This is a genomic window from Nonomuraea maritima, assembly GCF_900100395.1.
GTDB lineage: Bacteria > Actinomycetota > Actinomycetes > Streptosporangiales > Streptosporangiaceae > Nonomuraea > Nonomuraea maritima.
In genome coordinates this window covers 230,703-248,455 of record NZ_FNFB01000003.1, presented here as the reverse complement: position 1 = coordinate 248,455, position 17,753 = coordinate 230,703, and the positions used below count along the sequence as shown (strand labels likewise).

The following is a 17,753-nucleotide window of genomic DNA, read 5'->3' as shown; positions in this document are numbered from 1 at the left end:
GTGCCGGGGAGCGGGTGGCCCCGGCACGCGCGGTCAGGACGTGATGTCCTTGCCCGAGAAGCGGGCCCAGGCGATCGAGCCGAACAGCACGACGTACGCCCCGAACGCCCGCAGGCCCTCGCCCAGCGCGGCCCAGTCGACCGGGCTGCGCAGCACCGCGTCGAACTTCATGAACCAGGTCGGCAGCAGGTAGGGCGCCACCGCGTCCAGCGCGGGGACGGCCCGCAGCACCTGGCAGAGCACGACCAGCACCACGGTGGCGGCGATGGCCCCGATGGACACCTCGGTGAACGCCGACATCGCGAGCGCGACCGCCGCGAGGGCGGACATCGCGGCGCCGACGTAGCCGACGGCCAGCGCGATCCGCAGCAGCCCTTCCGCCATGGTGATCGTGGTGCCCGACAGCAGCGTCACGGGCCCGGCGGGGAACAGCACAAGCCCGGTCACCAGCGCCGACAGCGCCACGACCGCCGTGGCGGCGTAGGCGTACACGGCCGCGTTGAGGTACTTCACGGCCAGCAGCCGCGTCCGCCCGGCGGGCGCGGCGAGCAGGTAGCGCAGCGTCCCGCCGCCGGCCTCGCCCGCGAGCGCGTCGCCCGCGACCACGCTCACCGTCACCGGCATGAGCAGGAGTACCAGGAACGAGAACGCCGCGAACGTCAGCATGAGGCTGTTGCCCGCCACCGCGGCGATCATCCCGCTCAGGTCGTCGTCGGGCGCGCCGACCAGGCGCAGCCCGATGCCGACGACGACCGGCACGACGGCGAGCACGGCCAGCATGAGCAGGTTGCGCGGGCGGCGGAAGGTCAGCGCCAGCTCCGAGCCGAGCAGCCGCCAGAACGCGCCGGCCCTGCGCTGCGGCGCCGCCGGAGGGCGGCCCGCCGCCGGCGCGGGCTCGACGGGACGGCGTTCGGCGGTGCTCCTGGTCTCCGCGACGGACACCAGACCAGGCGCCCGCCGCGGCCCGGCCGCCACCACGGTCGCTCCCCCACCGGGCGCGGTCCCACCGCCCCTGGACGCGGTCATGCCGGGCTTGGTCGTTTCTGGCGCGGTCGTTTCTGGCGCGGTCGTTTCTGGCGCGGTCGTTTCTGGCGCGGTCGTTTCTGGCGTGGTCTGGGCCGTCGCGGTCGCCGTCCCGGTCGGTGGGGTGTCCTCAGCCGTCGACATCGAAGCCCTCCCCTGTCAGTCGCACGAACACGTCCTCGAGGCTCGGCCGGGCCACGGCCAGCCCCCGTACGGCCACGCCCTGCTCCACGAGCGCGGCGTTGAGCCGCTCCGGCGCGTGTCCACCCAGCTCGGCCGAGACCAGACGCGCCCGCGCGTCGGCACCGTCGATCTCCTCGACGCGGACGTCGGCCAGGCCGAGCCCGCGCAGCACCTGTGCGGCGCCGGGCGCGTCGGGCGTCTCCACCCGGACCCTGGCGGCCGTCCCGGCGTTCAGCGACGCGATCGTGCCATGCGCGACGAGCCGGCCGGCACGCATGATCGCCGCGTGCGTGCACATCTGCTCGACCTCGGCCAGCAGGTGCGAGGAGACGAACACCGTGGTGCCGTCGGAGGCGATCTCCTTGACCAGCGTGCGCACCTCGCGGGTGCCCTGCGGGTCGAGGCCGTTGGTGGGCTCGTCGAGGATGAGCAGCTCGCGCGGCCCCAGCAGCGCGGCCGCGATGGCGAGGCGCTGGCGCATGCCGAGGGAGTAGTTGCGGTAGCGCTTGCCCGCGGCGGCCGTGAGCCCCACCCGTTCGAGCGCCTCGGCGATCCGCCGCGCGGCGGTGCCCCGGGACGCGGTCGGGTCGGCGGCGTCGAAGCGCCGCAGGTTCGCCTCCCCCGACAGGTACGGGTAGAACGCCGGCCCCTCGACCAGCGCCCCCACCCGCGGCAGCGCCTCCGCCGGACGCGTCCCCAGCACCGAGAACTCGCCGGCGGTCGGCGCCACCAGGCCGAGCAGCATGCGGATCGTGGTGGTCTTGCCTGAGCCGTTCGGGCCGAGGAAGCCGAACACCGAGCCGCGCGGCACGGCTAGGTCGAGCGCGTCCACGGCGACCTGGCCGCCGCGGAAGCGCTTGGTCAGCCCGCGCGTGACGATCGCCTCGCCGCCCGCGCCGGGCGGGGCCGCCCCGAAGGGCGCCCCCGCTTCGTGCGTCACGGCGGTCACTTGACGCCCGCCGCCTTGACGATCTCGTCCGGCGTGACCGCGCCCGCGAGGATGCGTCCGTCGTCGGTCAGCAGGACGGTGACCAGCTTGGTGCGGATCAGCTTGCCCGAGCCCCAGTCGCCGCTCACCGGGGTGGCGGACTTCAGCACGGCGTCGAGCATCGCCTGCGGGTCGGCGTCGCCGCGCGCGCCGGACGCGTCCTTCCCACGGGCCTCGGCGCTCAGGTCGTCCAAGGAGAACGGCACGACGGCGACCGCCGACCAGCCCTCGCCGACGACCTTCGCCTGCTCTGCGACGTCCTTGGCCCGCTCGGTGCGCTCCTCCACCCGCCGGCCGACCAGGTCGGCGAGGTCGATCGTGCGCTCCTCGACCTTGGCTCCCGCGGGCGGGGTGAAGGTGAAGTTCTCCTCGGCGGGAGGCGTGAACGTCACCTGGGTGAACCCCACCTGGAACGCCGGCTCGGCCGAGCCCTTGGCGTACACCTGGACCTGGAGCGGGACGTACGTCTCGCCGTCGAGGGCGATGCGCACCTCCCGCACCAGCGAGCCCTCGTCCTTCGGCGTGATCACCAGCTGGTACGCCGGGCGGCCGGCCACCTCGGCCGTGTTGACCACCCGGACGGCGGTGTGCTCGTCGGCGCGGGCGAGCAGCTGCTCGGTGAGCTGCTGCGGCGTCAGCGCGGCCTGCTCCGGCAGCGGCGGCACCGGGCGCTTGTGACCGGCAGGGGTCTTGACGGTCATCCTGGTGGCGGTGTTGGTGTCGCTCTCCCAATACCAGACCTGACCGCCGTTGACGATCAGGTTGGTCTCGTTCATCTGGGTCGGCATGGCCACGCGCAGCTTGTCGGCGGCGCCGTACCAGACCTTCACCTCGTGCGAGCCGGACAGCAGGCTGAGCGGCGACGACCCGCCCGCCTGCGACAACTGGGGCAGGGCCGGCAGGCCGAGCGAGGCCGTCTGCTGCACCGTGCCTGACATCGGGGCGATGCCGCCCTTCTGGGTGGCGGCCGTGGCGTCGGCCAGCAGCTGCGCGGCCGAGCGTTCAGGAAGTACGGGGTCGCCGCTGACCGCGGCGATCACGGGACCGGCGCCGATCGCGGCTCCGATCACCGAAGCCACCGCGACCGGCAGTCCCCACCTCACGAGCGTGCCTCTACGCATCTCACTCCTCAACGGTATGTCGATGCCCTGAGCCTGCGGCATCCTTGCTGTGGCGGACCTGAGACCGCCTGAGACCGCTCTCAGGCTTCTCAGCCCCTTCTCAGCGCAGGAACAGGAGAATCGCCCCATGAGAGTGCTTGTCGTCGAGGACGAGCGGCGCATGGCGGCCGCGCTGCAGCGGGGTCTGCAGGCCGAGGGGTTCGCCGTCGACCTCGCCCACGACGGCGAGGAGGGGCTGCACGCGGCCCGGCACGGCGACTACGACGTCGTGGTGCTCGACATCATGCTGCCGAGGCTGTCCGGCTACAACGTGTGCAAGCAGCTGCGCGCCGAGGAGAACTGGGTGCCGATCCTCATGCTGTCGGCCAAGGACGGCGAGTACGACATGGCCGACGGGCTCGACCTGGGGGCCGACGACTACCTGACCAAGCCGTTCTCGTACGTGGTGCTGGTGGCCCGGCTGCGGGCGCTGATGCGGCGCGACGCGGGGCGGCGGCCGTCCGTGCTGGTGGCCGGCGACCTGTCGCTCGACCCGGCCCGCCGCCGGGTCGAGCGCGCCCAGCAGCCGGTGGAGCTCACGCCACGGGAGTTCGCGCTGCTGGAGTTCCTGATGCGGCGACGCGACGAGGTGGTGTCGAAGTCGGAGATCCTGGAGCACGTGTGGGACACCTTCGACACCGACCCCAACGTGGTCGAGGTGTACGTCGGCTACCTCCGGCGCAAGATCGACGCCCCTTTCGGCAGGAACGCCCTGCAGACCGTGCGCGGCGCGGGCTACCGGCTGGCGGGCGACGGTGGCTGAGTCGCCGCTGGTCTGGTGGCGGCGGCAGGGGCTGCGCTTCCGGCTGACGGCCGCGGCCGCCGCGGTGCTCGCGCTGGCGCTCGCCCTGTCGGCGTCGGTGCTGCTCAGCGTCCTCGAACGGACGCTGATGCAGACCGTGGGCGACGCCACCCGCGCGCAGGCGCAGGCCGTGCGCGTCGCTGCCGACGCGGGCACGCTGACCAACCCGATCACCACCCACGACGGCACGATCGTGCAGGTCATCGACGCGAGCGGGCGGATCACGCACGTCACCTACGGCACCGACCGGCTGGTGCCGCTGCTGAGCGCCGCGGCCCGCGAGAAGGTGCTGGCGACGGGCGAGGCCACGCTGCTGGACGGACGGCCGTACGCGATCTCGGGGTTCCTGCTCGCGGTGGTGCTGCGCGCCGACCGCGGGCAGACCGTGGTGGCGGCCAGGCCCATCGGTGAGATCCAGACGAGTCTCGCGACGGCCGGCCGGGTGCTGCTGGTCGGCACGCCGGCGCTCATCGTGCTGCTGGCCGTGGCGAGCTGGCTCATGATCGGCCGTACGCTGCGCCCGATCACCCTGTTGCGCCGGGGCGCCGCGGAGATCACGCACACGGCGAGGTCGCGCCGGTTGCCGGTGCCGCAGTCGCGCGACGAGGTGCACTCGCTGGCCACCACGCTGAACGACATGCTGGCCCGTCTGGAGGAGGCAGAGCAGCGTCAGCGGGCGCTGGTCTCCGATGCCGCGCACGAGCTGCGCAGCCCGCTGGCCAGCATCCGGCTGCAGCTGGAGGTGGCGCTCGGCCACCCCGACGGGCAGGACTGGCGCGAGACGGCGGAAGGCGTGCTGGAGGACACGCTGCGGCTGTCGCGGCTCGCCGAGGACCTGCTCGCCCTGGCCCGGCTGGACGAGCGCGGCGGCGTGCCGGCCCGGCGTGAACCGGTCGACCTCGACGAGGTGGTGCGCAGGACGGTCGACCGCTACGCCGGGGTGCGGCTGAGCGCGTGCGAGCCGGTGGTGGTGCGCGGTGACGCGCTCGACCTCGGGCGCGTGCTGACCAACCTCCTGGACAACGCGGTCCGCCACACCACGTCCAAGGTGGAGGTGGCGTTGACGGCCGACGGCCTGCTGACCGTCGCCGACGACGGCCCCGGCATCCCGGAGGACGACCGGGAGCGCGTCTTCAACCGCTTCACCCGGCTCGACTCCGGGCGCAGCCGCGACGAGGGCGGCACGGGGCTGGGGCTGGCGATCGTCAGGGAGACCGTGCGCGCGCACGGCGGCACGGTGACCCTGGAGGACGCCGGCCCCGGCCTGCGTGCCGTGGTGCGCCTCCCGGTAGCGGGCTGACCCCGTACGGCACTCGTCCGCACGCGTGCGGACCTGGTACGGCACGCGTGCGGCACTGGGGACGCCGGTGGCCCGAGCGGGCGACGGCGAGGCCGGTGGGGCGGGCGGGCCCGTCGCGGGGAAGTTCCGTCGACGGCGACGGAGGGGGCGGCGGGACCGGTGAGCTCCTGCCGCGTGCCTGGCGCGGGCACGACGGCGGCTTCCCGGGAGGTGCTGGGGGTCTCGGGCCGACAGCCTGGGACCCTCGGGGCACGGCTTTCAGCCGGGCCGTGAAACCGTCCTCGATCACCGGGCCGCTGTCGCGCGGGTCCCGCAGGGGACGGTCGTCGTGCTCGTCGGGCTGTTCCAGGCGGTCGCCGTCGAGGCGGTCCCCTGGTCAGCGGTGGTCAGGTGTCGGGGGATGTGGATCGTTCCTGTTTGGTCAGGCGGCTGTTCCCTTCTCGGCGGTGGTCAGGAAGTCCTGGGCGATGAGGGGCAGGCGCTTGCGCGCGTGCACGACGGCGATGACCCGGCGGACGGCGGGTTCGAGCGAGCGCACCACGAGTCCCGCGCGGCTGGCCTGCTCGGCCATCCCGCGGTACCAGAGCAGTGACGCCTGCCCGTTGCGCACGGCCTTGAGCCATCCGTTGCGCTCGTCGGTCTCGAGCACGACCACTGGCGCGACGGCGTACCTGCCGAACATCGCGTCGAGCTCCCTGCGCCGCAGGCTGCCGCGGGCCGGCAACGCCAGGCGCATGCCGTTCAGCTTGCGCATCGGCACCGGGTTGGGCAGGTCGAGCCCAGGCGGGGAGATCAGGACGATCTCCTGGCGTTCGAGCGGGTGGGTGATGAGATCGGTCGGGACGGGGAGATCGGTGAGCCCGAGATCGGCCCGCTGATCCCTGATGGCGCTGACGACGGCGTCTCTGCCGTCGCAACGCACGATGTGCACGCGCACGCCCGGGTGCTCGGCGCTGTAGGCCGGCAGGAGCCGTCCGGCGAGCCCCGGTTCGAGGCTCGGGGTGGAGGCGATGCGGAGTTCCGCCTCGGTGGCGCCTCCCTGTCCGGCGAGCCCTTCGATCTCGTGGACGGCGTCGAGCGCCTCCCTGGCCAGCTTGACCACCCGAAGGCCCTGCGTGGTGACGACCACGCCGCGGCCGGAACGGGCGAACAACGTCAGGCCGAGCTCTCGTTCGAGATCGCGGATCGCGCGTGACAGCGCAGGCTGCGCGATGTAAAGCGACCTGGCCGCGTCGGTCATGGTGCGGTGCTCCGCTGTCGCGACCACATAGCGGAGCTGCTGGAGATTCATGCCAAAGAAGCTAGGACACCACCCGCCGCCGGGACCGGGAGATAGCGGAGATCACCTCGAATGATTTCGGACTGTGACCGAGTACCGCTACATCCGTGACGGGTGAGAAATCAGTATGCTTTTGCCCCAAATTTTCCAAGGGTCCGGCGCGTCGACGTGCAAAACCGTCATTGCACGACATGCCGGTGAACGGGGCTACACAGTGACAGGGAACGGGCAATACCCACCCCCGCCACAGGGGTCAGGATCGCCGCAGCGGCCACCGTCGTTACCGTGGCCGCCGCCCGGCCATGGGCAGCAGCCTCAGGGAGCGGGCGGCCCGGGGAACGCGTACCCGCCGGCCGCGCCGCCGCGCGGCAACCCGTACCCGCCTCCCCCACCACAACCGCAACCGCAGCCGTACGGCATGCCGCCGCAGGGCCCGCCCCAAGGACCGCCGCACGGGCCGCACCCTGGTCCGCCGCAGCCGTACGGACAGCAGCCGTACGGACAGCAGCCGTACGGGCAACCGCCGTACGGGCAACCGCCGTACGGACAGCAGCCCCCGTACGGGCAGCAGCCGCCCCCGCCGCCGCTCATGCCGACGCGCCCGTTGCCGCCGCCACCGCCCAGGAAGGGCGGCATGGGCGTGGCCGGAGTGCTCGGCGCGGTGATCGGCTCGCTGGCGGCGCTCTTCGTGCTGATCGTCGTCGGCGCGGTGCTGTTCGGCCGCGGGTCGAGCACGGACACTTCGCCGGTCGCGATCCCCACGTACGAGTCCTCCGACTCCCCCACCGACGAGCCCGCGCCCACGCGGACGCGGCGCGAGGAGTCCGCCGAGCCCACCCCCGAGCCGGAGCGGCCGACGACCCAGGAGTCGGACACGGGGGATGACTCCACCGCCACGCAGGCGCCGACGCTCAACACGAGCCTGAAGAACAACACGATGTACCTCGCCGGCGGGCTGCCCCGGGTCAACTGCCGGGCCGGCAACGCCAGCATCTTCAACCACGCCCAGCTCAAGGCGCTGATCCTGAAGACCGGTTCGTGCATGGACCGGAACTGGCGGACCGCACTCACCCGGCAGGGCATCCCGTTCACCCCTCCCCGATGGGCGATCGTCGCCAAGCGGGGCAGAGGCGCGTGCGGCGACTTCCCACATTCGGGCAGCATCGTGCCGTACTACTGCCCGCAGAACAGGACGATCTACGCCTCCACCTCGGCGATGGTGCGCGGCAACGGCAGCTCCGGCGGGTACGGCCAGCTCATCACCTGGAACGGCGGCATCGTCAGCATGATGGCCCACGAGTACGGCCACCATGTCCAGAACCTCACGGGCCTGCTCGACTCGTGGTGGGACTCCTCGCTGGAGTCGAGCCGGAGCGGCAAGCTTGCGCTCAGCCGACGGCTGGAGCTCCAGGCAACCTGCTTCGGCGGCATGTGGATGCGATCGGTGGCGACGTCCTACCCGGTGAGCTCGGCCAACCGCTCCCAGCTGTTCTGGTTCTACAGCCGGGTCGGCGACCAGCCGGGATATCCGCGTGACCACGGCTCACCGGCGAACAACAACCTGTGGTTCCGGCAGGGGTGGGAGAAGAACAAGACGTACCAGTGCAATACCTGGATGGCGCCGTCCTCGACGACCAACTGACCTTGGTGTGCGGTTCATCTCAGGTTGAGCACATGTCTCTGTTGTCCAGGTATGGGGGCTAGAATCCTGGCAATCTTGGGCCTGTTGGGGGCCAGACATCAGTTTTGCCTGGTAGGCGTGTAAGGAGCCGGTGTGAGCAATCGCGATGGGGTAGGTACCGCGCCAGGAGGCAGGAAACGACGCCCCGCGCGACGCCCCCGTCCGGCTCCTGACGGCTCCCCCGCCTCCTCGCCGGACCCCCAGGGCCCGCGCGCCCAGGCGCCCGACTCTTCCGAATCGGGCGCACCGGGTTCGGGCGCTCGGCCGCAGGGCCGCAAGGCCCGTGCCGCCGCGCCGTCCGGCGCGGAACCGCAGGGCCGCCCGGCGCGGGGCCCGCGGCCGTCGGGCCGCCCGGCACCGGCCGGCTCACGCGCGCCGCGTTTCGCCCCGCTCACGCCCGCCTCCGTGCTCGGCTGGACCGCGTTGTCCGCCATCGTGCCCGGCGCCGCCCACCTGCGCGCCGGGCACCGCCGTACCGGGCTGGTGCTCATCAGCGTGTACGCGGTGCTGCTGCTCGGGGCGCTCGCGTACGGGCTGAGTGTGGCAGGCGACCTGCAGAACGCGACGGTGTTCGTCGACCCCGACGCGATGCTGTGGCTGATCATCCTGGCGTCCGTGGCGGGGCTCGCGTGGTTCGCGCTGCTGGTGGCGTCGTACATCGTGCTGCGTCCGCACAAGCTGAAGAAGCAGGGCCAGATCCTCACCGGCACCCTGGTGGGCCTGCTGTGCGTGGTGGTCATGTCGCCGTTCGCCCTCGCGGCGCAGTCCGTCGTGACCCTGCGCGACGCGGTGACCTCCATCTTCGGCAACCCCGACGACCCGGACGCGCCGCCCCGGCCCACGAACCCGGCCGACCCGTGGAACGGCAAGACCAGGGTGAACATCCTGCTGATCGGCAGCGACGCGGCGGGCAACCGGGTCGGCGTGCGCACCGACAGCATGAACGTGGCCAGCATCGACGTGAAAACCGGCAACACCGTCCTGTTCAGCCTGCCGCGCAACCTGCAGCACGTGCGCTTCCCGCCGTCGTCGCCGCTGCGCAAGCAGTTCCCGAACGGCTACATGGCCGAGCTGCCGAACGGCGGCCTGCTGAACGAGGTCTGGCAGTACGCCAACGACCACCCGGACATCATGCACGGCCACAACAAGGGCCCCCGCGCGCTGATGGACGCCATCGGCTACACGCTGAACCTGGACATCGACTACTACGCGATGATGAGCATGTTCGGCTTCGCCGACCTGGTCGACGCCATCGGCGGCCTGCGGATCCGGGTGGAGCAGGACATCAAGTGGGGCGGCCACTACGGCACGGCCGGCACCATCAAGGCGGGCTACCGCAAGCTGACCGGCGAGGAGGCCCTGTGGTACGGCCGCTCCCGCGTCGACAGTGATGACTTCTCCCGGATGTCCCGTCAGCGCTGCGTCATCGCCGCCTTCGCCCAGCAGGCCACGCCGACCGTGATCCTGACCCGCTTCAACCGGATCGCCGGCGCCGCCAAGCGGCTCGCCCAGACCAACATCCCGGAGGACCTGCTCCAGCCGCTGGCGGGTCTGGCCGTCAAGGTGAAGGACGCCAAGATCACGAGTTTGCAGTTCGTGCCGCCGGAGTTCTACTCGGGCCGTCCCGACTGGGTCAAGATCCGCCAGGCGACGAGGAAGGCGATCACCGACTCGACGCGGCCGGCCCGCCGCCCGCAGGCCGCCACCGCGAGGCCGAGCACGGGAGCCACGGGAGCCACGGGCGCGCCGACCGCGACGGCCACCCGCCAGCCGGTCGCGCCCACGCAGACCCCGACCCGCAACACCGATCACGCCGCCGCGCAGTCGATCGACGACATCTGCGGCATCTGACCGAGCAGGGCCGCCCGCCGGGCGGGCGGCCCTGGGTCAGGCCAGAGCGGGCCGCCTCGGCAGCAGGGCCATGGCCCCGAGGTAGAGGACAGCGGCCACGACGAGCAGCCCCTGGTAGCCGATGACCAGCGCCGCGTACTCGAGGCAGCCGCCCACCATGGCGCCCAGCAGGTTGGCGCCGAAGGACGTGGTGGCGTCGGCGGTCTCGGCGAAGCGCTTGGCGAAGACGACGTTCGCCGCGAAGATCGGCAGGAACGCCACCGTCACGGCCGCCACCGCGCGCAGCGGCACCGGGAGCGAGAGCAGCCATTCGGCGGGCACCAGCCAGGCGAGCAGCAGGCCGGCGAACAGCACGCCGTACATGACGGGCAGCGGCGGGGTGCGGAAGCGGCGGGTCACCTCGACGGCGGCGAGGACGGCGACGAGCACGCCCCCGAAGACGATCGCGTTGACCACCCAGGTGGTGCCGAACAAGAGCGCGAACCCGGTCACGCTCTTGGTCTCCAGCAGCATGAACGCCACGCCGAGCAGGAGCAGGTCGGCGTATGGGCGCATCCGCCGGTACGGGCCGGCCACGACGCGGACGGCGAGCAGGCTGACCAGGAGGATGAGACCCAGCGTGATCAGGTAGAGCGGCGGGATGGTCGCGTCCTTGAGGTAGAGGAACGGCCGGTCGTCGTCGGCGGGCGGCGGCGTGCCGGCGGCGGCGCCCGGCCACGGAGCGGCGCAGCGCTGGTCGGCGGCGGTCAGCCCGGCGGTGATGACGGCCTGGTGGCCGGCGGTGCTGACCACGTCGACGCAGGGCTTGTGGCCGAAGGCGCGCTGCAGGGTCGAGGCGAGGCGGTCGACGAGCCAGCTCTCGCGGTAGTAGTTGTACATCGAGAACGCCCCGCCCGGCTTGAGGCGCTCGCGGGCGGCCCGCATGGCCTCCTCGGTGAACAGGTAGCTCTCCAGCCGCAGCGAGCTGGCCCCGGAGACCAGGGTGAGCGAGTCGGGCAGGGCGAACAGGATGAGGTCGTAGGTGCGGGGGGTGCGTTCCAGGAAGGCGCGGCCGTCGGTGATGTGCGTGGTGACGCGCGGGTCGGCGTAGGGCCGGTCGGGGTGCAGGGTCGCGCCGAGCTCGCGCAGCTTGGGGTCGATCTCCACGGCGTCGACGCGGGCGGCGCCCTTGGACAGGGCGATCGCGACGTCGGTGCCGCTGCCGGCGCCGACGATCAGCACGTCCTGGGGCGGCTTGACGGCCCGCTCGTACGGCAGGCCGTACTGGCGTTCCAGCTGGAGCCGGGCGGCGGCGGGCATCGCGCGCTGGTGCGGGATGCCGTTGACCGCGATGTCGGTGACGGAGGGGACGGAGGGGTCGTCCAGTTCCTGGTAAGTGACCTTGTAGTACGGCGACCAGAGCGTTCCGGTGTGCAGCGTCTCGGCGAGCAGGAAGCCGACCACGGCCAGCGACGGCACGGTGACCAGGCCGACGTACAGGGAGCGCGGCCGGGGCAGCAGCAGCACGCCGTAGCAGACGGCGGCGATGAGGCCCCAGAACACCGGTGGCGCGCTCAGGAACGACAACGCGGTGAACGCCGCGATGCCGGTGAGGCTGCCGATGAGGTCGTAGCGGTAGGCCTCGAGGCGCGGCAGTTCGGGGAAGCAGCGCCCGACGAGCTCGGCGGGGCCCATGAGGACGGCGGCGGCCGCGCAGAAGATCACCGGCAGGATGAGCCAGGCGGGCGGGCCGGTGGTGGCCAGGCTGGTCCAGTACAGGACGCCTTCGGTGTCGCGGTCGACGGTGACCGGGAACAGGTGGACGACGATCACGAGCGCCGCGAGCACGACGGGCGAGTAGTAGGGCTGCCGCCGCGAGCGGCCTACCCGCAGGAAGCCGAGCCCGATGCCGAGGAACGAGCCGAGCAGCACGAAGTTGGTGAAGTAGCTGAGGTGGACGATGTTCGAGCCCGTCCACCGGATGAGCGCCAGCTCGAGGAAGAGCATGAAGGCGCTGGCGAGGACGAGCCTCGGGCGCACCGCCAGCCAGTGGGTCCGCGCGTCGCCGTCGACCGCCTTCTGCGCCTGGAGCGTCATGGTGCCTCACCGTAGTGAACGGACGGGGATCACGGAAGCCTGACGCCCCACGCGCGGAGATCTCCGGATTCACGGCAAATGCGGGGTTTTTGCAGGTCGCGAACTTGCCGATTCCGCTGGACGAGCCGGGACGGATGACGGAATGTTGGGAAGGTTCCCTCCCCCACGACCCCTCCGGTGGTGACAGATGCGGGTGCTGATCGAACTCCGTCCCTCCGCCGCACTCGCCGCGGCCGTCGCCGACCCTCGCGGGTCCGTCGCCGTGGCCGACCTCGCCGGCCAGATCAGGCGCGCGCTGCCGGAGGTCGAGCTCGATGCCTCCTTCGCGCCGGTGACCGCGCCCCGACCGATCCCGGGGTCCGGCGGCGAGCCGGCCACGCTCCGCTCGTCCGAGGAGGTCCGCGTGCTCGTGCGCGGCACGATGCCGGACGACGCCGCGCTCGCGGCGGGGCCGACCGGCGAGGTGGACCTCTACGCCGACCCGTTCCTCGATCACGCGCCGCCGGTCGCGGACCCGCCCGTGGGCGACTGGCACGACGTCGAACGCCTGCTGAACGTCGCCGGCCTGCACGCGGAAGGGCTCGACGGCGACGGCGTGCCGCTCGCCCTCCTCGGCCCCGGGCTGGACACCGGGCAGGGGGCGATGTGCGCGTTCTCCGCCCTGATCGCCGCCCCGCACGCCAGGCTCGTCGACATCCCCATGCCGCCGCCCACCCGCAGCGGCGTGCCGCTTCCCTGCCTGCTGTCCGACGCGGTGGCGGGACTCGCGCGACTGCTCACGGCATTGGAGGCACAGCCCGCGGAGTCGCGGGCGCTGGTGGTGAACGGGTCGTGGACGTCGTCGCGCCCCGACAGCGACCTGCCTCCCGGCCACCCGGGCAACTACTCCGCCAACCCCGCCCATCCGTTCCACCTCCTGGTCGCCGTGCTCGACAGGTCGGGCGCCGACATGGTGTTCCCGGCGGGCGGCGACGGGCCCATCGCGGGCGCGGGCTCCCATCCGAAGGCGCTGTCGGTCGGGGCCGTCGACGTCGGCGGCCACCGGTTGCGCTACTCCGGCCAGGGGCCGGGCCGGCTGAGCGCCCGCAAGCCCGACGTGTGCGCGTACGCGCATTTCCGCGGGTCGGAGGTGTTCGGGACGGGCCGTCCCGACGCGGACGCCTCCGTCGCGGCGGCCGTCGCGGCCGGACTCGTGGCCGCGGTGCGCACCCGGTGGCCGGCGTCCCGGCTGCCGCCCGCCGAGTTGCGCGCGCTGCTACGGCGTACCGCCGAGGCCCCAGGCGAGGCCGGCTTCGACTACGACCACGGGTACGGCACCGTCGACCCGTCCGAGGTCATCGCCGCCCTGCAGGGGCGGGCCGTGCCCGTGGCGTGACCGGCGCCCCTCAGGCGTGCTCCCGGTCGTGGACGCGGGCGCCGACCAGCAGGCCGGCCGCCGCGAACAGCACGGCCACCGCGACGCCGGCGGCCACGGTCGAGGTGGCGTACCGGCCGTGGAAGAGGTCGCGGACGGCCTCCAGCACGTACCTGAACGGGCTGGCGTGGGACAGGACGTCGAGCCAGCCCGGCGCCATCGACATCGGCAGGAACGAGCCCGACAGCAGCGTCAGCGGCACGACGGCGGTCGTCATCACGGGCGCGAACAGGTGCTCGTTCACGGTCAGTGCGACCGCGTACGACAGCGCCGCGAGTCCGGCCCCGAGCACGACGACGAGGACGAACCCGGCGAGCAGCCCGGCGGCCGGGACGCGCAGCCCGAAGGCGAAGGCCACCGCGAGCAGCAGCGCCGTCTGCACGGCCAGCGTGACGAGGTTGGCGAGCACGCGTCCGAGCAGCAGCGCGGAGCGGCTCGCCGGGGTGACCCGCAGGCGTTCGAGCGCGCCCGTCCGCTTGTCGAAGACCATGCTGAACCCGGCCAGTCCCATGCTGATCAGCCCGAGCTGGATGATCAGCCCGGGGACGAGCGTCTCCCACGTGCCGAACGTGGCGAAGATCGGTCCGAACAGCACCAGGAACAGCAGCGGCTGGAGGGCACCGACGACGATGCCCGCCTTGTGCCGCAGCGTCTCGCGCACGCCGTGGCGGAACAGGACCCAGGTGTCGCGCAGCATCAGATGCCCGCCTCCTCGCGCAGCGCGCGGCCGGTGATGTCGAGGAACGCATCGTCGAGCGTGCGGCCTCCGGTCTTGAGCTGCGCCGGGGTGCCCTCGGCGACGATGCGACCGTGGTCGATGACGAGCAGCCGGTCGCAGAGCGCGTCGGCCTCGTCGAGGTAGTGGGTGGTGAGGAACACCGTCGTGCCCCGGTGCGCGCGCAGCGCCCGGATGTGGTCCCACAGCTGGGCGCGGCTCTGCGGGTCGAGGCCGGTGGTGGGCTCGTCCAGGAAGAGCAGCGCCGGGTCGTGCAGCAGCGCGAACGCGACGTCGAAGCGTCGGCGCTGCCCGCCGGACAGCGCCGCGGCGGGCCGGGCGTCGAGCCCGGTGAGCTCGAGCCGGGCGAGGACCTCCTCGGCGCGGGCGGCGGTCTCGCGGCGGCCGAGACCGTGGAGCAGGCCCTGAAGTTCGAGCTCGTCCCTGAGCGGCGTGCCGGACGGCAGGGGGCTGCTCTGGGCGACGTAGCCGATGCGCCTGCGCACCTCGCGCGGCTCGGCGACGAGGTCGTGCCCGGCCACCGTGGCGGTGCCGGACGTGGGGCGCAGCAGCGTGGTCAGCATGCGCATGGTGGTGGTCTTCCCCGCGCCGTTCTGGCCGAGGAAGCCGACGATCTCGCCCGCCTCCACCTCGATGTCGACGCCCTGGACGGCTTGCACGCCGCCCTCGAAGGTCTTGCTCAGACCCGCAGTCATGATCATTTCATCGCCTCCAAAAATAGGGTAATCACAATTTTGGTGTCGATGCAACAAAGGTAGGATGGCGGCATGGCAGAGGGGTTGCGCGAACGGAAGAAGCGCGAGACCAGACAGCGCATCTCCGACATCGCGATGGGGCTGTTCATGGCGCGGGGGTTCGACAACGTGACCGTGGCGGAGGTGGCGCGCGCCGCCGACGTGTCCGTGAACACGGTCTTCAACTACTTCACGACCAAGGAAGACCTGTTCGCCGACCGGCACGAGACCGCCGTCGACCTTCCGGTGCGCACGCTCCAGGCTCGCGAACCGGGCGAGAGCGTGGTGGCGGCCTTCCGCCGCGACTTCTTCGACGCGATCGACACGCGCGACTGGCGTTACGGGCTCAACCCCGGCGCCGACCTGTTCGCGAAGGTCGTCGGCGACAGCCCGTCACTCGTGGCGCGGCTGCGCGCGATCCACGAGGAGCGCGAGGCGGCGCTGGCACGGGCGATCGCCGACGAGACCGACGCCGGCGCCGACGACCTCACGCCCCGGCTGGCCGCCGCGTACATCCTCGGCACCCTGCGCATGCTGAGCGACCACGCCGTACGGGGGCAACTGGCGGGTGAGTCGTGGGAAAGCGTCGAGCCCGGCCTCAGAGCGGCCGCCGCGACGGCGTTCGACCTGCTGGAGACCGGGCTCGGCGGGTTCGGCGAGCGGGCGCTAGTAGCCGGCGGCGCCGGCGACGATCGCGACGACGAAGGCGAAGACCGCGAAGACGAGGCCGAGGCCTAGCAGCACCGTGGCGATGATGCCGCAGATGCGGCCGGCCTGCACCTGCCCGCGGTTGTCGAAGACGTAGCCGCTGGAGTCGATCTGGCGCAGCGCCTTGGTGCCCATCACCCAGGCGAAGGGGCCGAGGAAGGAGCAGATCACCAGGCTGAGGATCCCGAGCACGAGGATGGTCGTGCCGTTGGGATGACTCTGCGGAGGCGGACCGTAGTAGTTCGGGTACGTCATGGCTTTCGGTTGCCCCCTTTTTATGGTTTCGCAGGGGTTTATATCATGGTCAACGAGTTGATCAGTTTGCGCCATCATGGGAGAGCACATGATCGACCTCCGGAGGAGCTCCCCCCGTGCGTGAACGCATCCACGCGTTGATCGCCCACCCGCGGTTCCAGCAGTTCATCGTCGGCGTCATCCTGGTCAACGCGGCCACCCTCGGCCTCGAGACCGTCCCGGCCGTCGAGCAGAGCTACGGCTCGCTGCTGAAGGTGGTCGACCACATCGCGCTCTACATCTTCACCGTCGAGCTCCTCGCCAAGATCTACGTCGAGCGGGCCAGGTTCGTCCGTGACCCCTGGAACCTCTTCGACACGGCCATCGTCGCGATCGCGTTCGCCCCCGTCGCGGGCGGCCTGTCGGTGCTGCGCTCGCTGCGCATCCTGCGGGCGCTGCGGCTGTTGTCGGTGGTGCCGAGCCTGCGCCGCGTGGTGTCGGCGCTGCTGCGGGCCATGCCGGGGATGAGCTCGATCGTCGTCCTGCTCTCCCTGGTGCTGTACGTGGCCGCCGTCATGGCCACCAAGCTCTACGGGGGAGACACGCCCGACCGGTTCGGGAGCCTGCCGACCTCGCTGTTCACGCTCTACCAGACGATGACCGGCGACGACTGGGGCAACATCGCCCGCGAGGTGATGGACAAGCACCCGTCGGCCTGGATCTTCTTCACGATCTTCATCCTGCTGTGCACGTTCGTCGTGCTCAACCTGTTCATGGCGGTCGTGGTGAGCGCCATGGACGAGGAGAACGCCGAGGAGCGGGCCGCCCACGCCGAGGAGCGCGCCGCGCACGACGACACGGCGGTCCACACCCGGCAGATCCTGGACGAGCTGACCGAGCTCCGCAAGGAGATCGCGGAGCTGCGCGCGGAGCGGGTGCCCGCGTCCTCGGGTCAGCGGGAGTAGAACTCCACGACGAGCTGCTCGTCGACGGGCACGTCGATCTGCTCGCGCTCCGGGCGGCGCGTCAGCGTGAAGCGCAGCTCCGGCAGCTCCACCGACAGGTAGGGGGCGGTGCGCTCGTCGGCGTGCACGCCCTCGGCCGCGGCCACGAACGGCTGCATGCGGCGTGACCGCTCACGCACCGAGACGACCTGCCCCGGCCTGACGAGGTAACTGGGGATGTCCACCTTGCGGCCGTCCACGGCGATATGGCCGTGGTTGACGTACTGCCGGGCCGCGTAGATCGACGGCGCGAGCCCGGCGCGCAGCACGAGCGAGGCCAGGCGGGTCTCCAGCAGCGTGACCAGCTCGGCGCCCGACGCGCCCGACCTGCGTACGGCGAGGTCCCAGTAGCGGCGCAGCTGCCGCTCGGACACGTCGTAGTACCAGCGCAGTTTCTGCTTCTCCAACAGCCGCACCCCGTAGTCGCCGGTGTTGCGGCGGCTCGTCTTGCGGCCGTGCTCGCCCGGCGGATACGGGCGCTGCTCGAAGTAGCGGACGGCTTTCCTGGTCAGCGGGACACCCGCGCGACGCGACAGTCGCACCTTGGGGCCGGTGTAGCGCACGTTCACCTCGATGTGCT

At 72.1% G+C, this 17,753-nt stretch carries 16 protein-coding genes; 7 read left to right on the top strand and 9 right to left on the bottom strand.

From position 1 onward, the window contains the following. Positions 1-33: 33 nt before the first annotated feature. Genes BLR04_RS07975 through BLR04_RS07965 form a run of 3 tightly spaced genes read right to left on the bottom strand, consistent with a single transcriptional unit; the run spans position 34 to position 3,315 of the window. Positions 34-1,167 carry an ABC transporter permease gene (locus tag BLR04_RS07975; RefSeq protein WP_245740101.1) on the bottom strand — a complete coding sequence of 378 codons (1,134 nt, stop codon included), beginning with the start codon at positions 1,165-1,167 and terminating at the stop codon, positions 34-36. Beyond that, on the bottom strand, positions 1,154-2,146 hold the full coding sequence (locus tag BLR04_RS07970) for an ABC transporter ATP-binding protein (protein WP_245740100.1): 993 nt from the start codon (positions 2,144-2,146) through the stop codon (positions 1,154-1,156). The genes BLR04_RS07975 and BLR04_RS07970 overlap by 14 nt, the downstream gene beginning before the upstream one ends. 5 nt (positions 2,147-2,151) lie before the next feature. Then, on the bottom strand, positions 2,152-3,315 hold the full coding sequence (locus BLR04_RS07965; protein ID WP_090761231.1) for a LolA family protein: 1,164 nt from the start codon (positions 3,313-3,315) through the stop codon (positions 2,152-2,154). 127 nt (positions 3,316-3,442) lie between these two features. On the opposite strand from BLR04_RS07965, the gene BLR04_RS07960 reads away from it, so the two are divergent. Both BLR04_RS07960 and BLR04_RS07955 read left to right on the top strand, forming a co-directional pair. Next, entirely contained in the window at positions 3,443-4,117 is a 675-nt protein-coding gene (locus BLR04_RS07960; protein ID WP_090761229.1) for a response regulator transcription factor, read from the top strand. Beyond that, positions 4,110-5,456, top strand: a complete 1,347-nt coding sequence (locus tag BLR04_RS07955; protein ID WP_090761228.1) for a sensor histidine kinase — start codon at positions 4,110-4,112, stop codon at positions 5,454-5,456. Before BLR04_RS07960 ends, BLR04_RS07955 begins: the two co-directional genes overlap by 8 nt. A gap of 421 nt (positions 5,457-5,877) precedes the next feature. On the opposite strand, the gene BLR04_RS07950 is transcribed toward BLR04_RS07955, so the two are convergent. Continuing rightward, entirely contained in the window at positions 5,878-6,747 is an 870-nt protein-coding gene (locus tag BLR04_RS07950; protein WP_090761225.1) for a LysR family transcriptional regulator, read from the bottom strand. A gap of 406 nt (positions 6,748-7,153) precedes the next feature. Here BLR04_RS07950 and BLR04_RS07945 point away from each other — a divergent pair, with 406 nt between their 5' ends. Continuing rightward, positions 7,154-8,377 carry a neutral zinc metallopeptidase gene (locus BLR04_RS07945; RefSeq protein ID WP_245740099.1) on the top strand — a complete coding sequence of 408 codons (1,224 nt, stop codon included), beginning with the start codon at positions 7,154-7,156 and terminating at the stop codon, positions 8,375-8,377. Between the two features lie 444 nt (positions 8,378-8,821). Next, entirely contained in the window at positions 8,822-10,267 is a 1,446-nt protein-coding gene (locus BLR04_RS07940) for an LCP family protein (RefSeq protein WP_245740098.1), read from the top strand. Between the two features lie 36 nt (positions 10,268-10,303). Here the strand turns inward: BLR04_RS07940 and BLR04_RS07935 are convergent, their stop codons facing one another. Then, the gene (locus tag BLR04_RS07935; protein WP_090761219.1) at positions 10,304-12,343 is read right to left on the bottom strand and encodes a spermine/spermidine synthase domain-containing protein; all 2,040 of its coding nucleotides are present in this window, start codon (positions 12,341-12,343) and stop codon (positions 10,304-10,306) included. A gap of 187 nt (positions 12,344-12,530) precedes the next feature. On the opposite strand from BLR04_RS07935, the gene BLR04_RS07930 reads away from it, so the two are divergent. Continuing rightward, on the top strand, positions 12,531-13,718 hold the full coding sequence (locus BLR04_RS07930) for a S8/S53 family peptidase (RefSeq protein WP_090761217.1): 1,188 nt from the start codon (positions 12,531-12,533) through the stop codon (positions 13,716-13,718). Between the two features lie 10 nt (positions 13,719-13,728). Here the strand turns inward: BLR04_RS07930 and BLR04_RS07925 are convergent, their stop codons facing one another. Together BLR04_RS07925 and BLR04_RS07920 are read right to left on the bottom strand one after the other, a co-directional pair. Then, entirely contained in the window at positions 13,729-14,454 is a 726-nt protein-coding gene (locus BLR04_RS07925) for an ABC transporter permease (RefSeq protein WP_090761215.1), read from the bottom strand. Further along, positions 14,454-15,188 carry an ABC transporter ATP-binding protein gene (locus tag BLR04_RS07920; protein WP_245740097.1) on the bottom strand — a complete coding sequence of 245 codons (735 nt, stop codon included), beginning with the start codon at positions 15,186-15,188 and terminating at the stop codon, positions 14,454-14,456. Before BLR04_RS07920 ends, BLR04_RS07925 begins: the two co-directional genes overlap by 1 nt. A 72-nt stretch (positions 15,189-15,260) precedes the next feature. Here BLR04_RS07920 and BLR04_RS07915 point away from each other — a divergent pair, with 72 nt between their 5' ends. Further along, on the top strand, positions 15,261-15,965 hold the full coding sequence (locus BLR04_RS07915) for a TetR/AcrR family transcriptional regulator (RefSeq protein WP_090761211.1): 705 nt from the start codon (positions 15,261-15,263) through the stop codon (positions 15,963-15,965). On the opposite strand, the gene BLR04_RS07910 is transcribed toward BLR04_RS07915, so the two are convergent. Continuing rightward, on the bottom strand, positions 15,894-16,190 hold the full coding sequence (locus tag BLR04_RS07910; protein WP_090761209.1) for a DUF4190 domain-containing protein: 297 nt from the start codon (positions 16,188-16,190) through the stop codon (positions 15,894-15,896). The two genes, BLR04_RS07915 and BLR04_RS07910, sit on opposite strands and share 72 nt — an antisense overlap. A 116-nt stretch (positions 16,191-16,306) precedes the next feature. On the opposite strand from BLR04_RS07910, the gene BLR04_RS07905 reads away from it, so the two are divergent. Then, positions 16,307-17,134, top strand: coding sequence for an ion transporter (locus BLR04_RS07905; RefSeq protein WP_090761207.1), 828 nt, complete (start codon positions 16,307-16,309; stop codon positions 17,132-17,134). On the opposite strand, the gene rpsD is transcribed toward BLR04_RS07905, so the two are convergent. Beyond that, positions 17,122-17,736, bottom strand: coding sequence for a 30S ribosomal protein S4 (gene rpsD / locus BLR04_RS07900; protein WP_090761561.1), 615 nt, complete (start codon positions 17,734-17,736; stop codon positions 17,122-17,124). The genes BLR04_RS07905 and rpsD overlap by 13 nt on opposite strands. Positions 17,737-17,753 lie beyond the last annotated feature (17 nt).

Bases quoted from the DNA above. Each gene is read 5' to 3' on its own strand.
- BLR04_RS07930 (WP_090761217.1), top strand. From the start codon at position 12,531: ATGCGGGTGCTGATCGAACTCCGTCCCTCCGCCGCACTCGCCGCGGCC.
- BLR04_RS07975 (WP_245740101.1), bottom strand. From the start codon at position 1,167: ATGTCGACGGCTGAGGACACCCCACCGACCGGGACGGCGACCGCGACG.
- BLR04_RS07920 (WP_245740097.1), bottom strand. From the start codon at position 15,188: ATGACTGCGGGTCTGAGCAAGACCTTCGAGGGCGGCGTGCAAGCCGTC.
- BLR04_RS07925 (WP_090761215.1), bottom strand. From the start codon at position 14,454: ATGCTGCGCGACACCTGGGTCCTGTTCCGCCACGGCGTGCGCGAGACG.
- BLR04_RS07910 (WP_090761209.1), bottom strand. From the start codon at position 16,190: ATGACGTACCCGAACTACTACGGTCCGCCTCCGCAGAGTCATCCCAAC.
- BLR04_RS07915 (WP_090761211.1), top strand. From the start codon at position 15,261: ATGGCAGAGGGGTTGCGCGAACGGAAGAAGCGCGAGACCAGACAGCGC.
- BLR04_RS07960 (WP_090761229.1), top strand. From the start codon at position 3,443: ATGAGAGTGCTTGTCGTCGAGGACGAGCGGCGCATGGCGGCCGCGCTG.
- BLR04_RS07965 (WP_090761231.1), bottom strand. From the start codon at position 3,315: ATGCGTAGAGGCACGCTCGTGAGGTGGGGACTGCCGGTCGCGGTGGCT.
- BLR04_RS07945 (WP_245740099.1), top strand. From the start codon at position 7,154: ATGCCGCCGCAGGGCCCGCCCCAAGGACCGCCGCACGGGCCGCACCCT.
- BLR04_RS07935 (WP_090761219.1), bottom strand. From the start codon at position 12,343: ATGACGCTCCAGGCGCAGAAGGCGGTCGACGGCGACGCGCGGACCCAC.
- BLR04_RS07950 (WP_090761225.1), bottom strand. From the start codon at position 6,747: ATGAATCTCCAGCAGCTCCGCTATGTGGTCGCGACAGCGGAGCACCGC.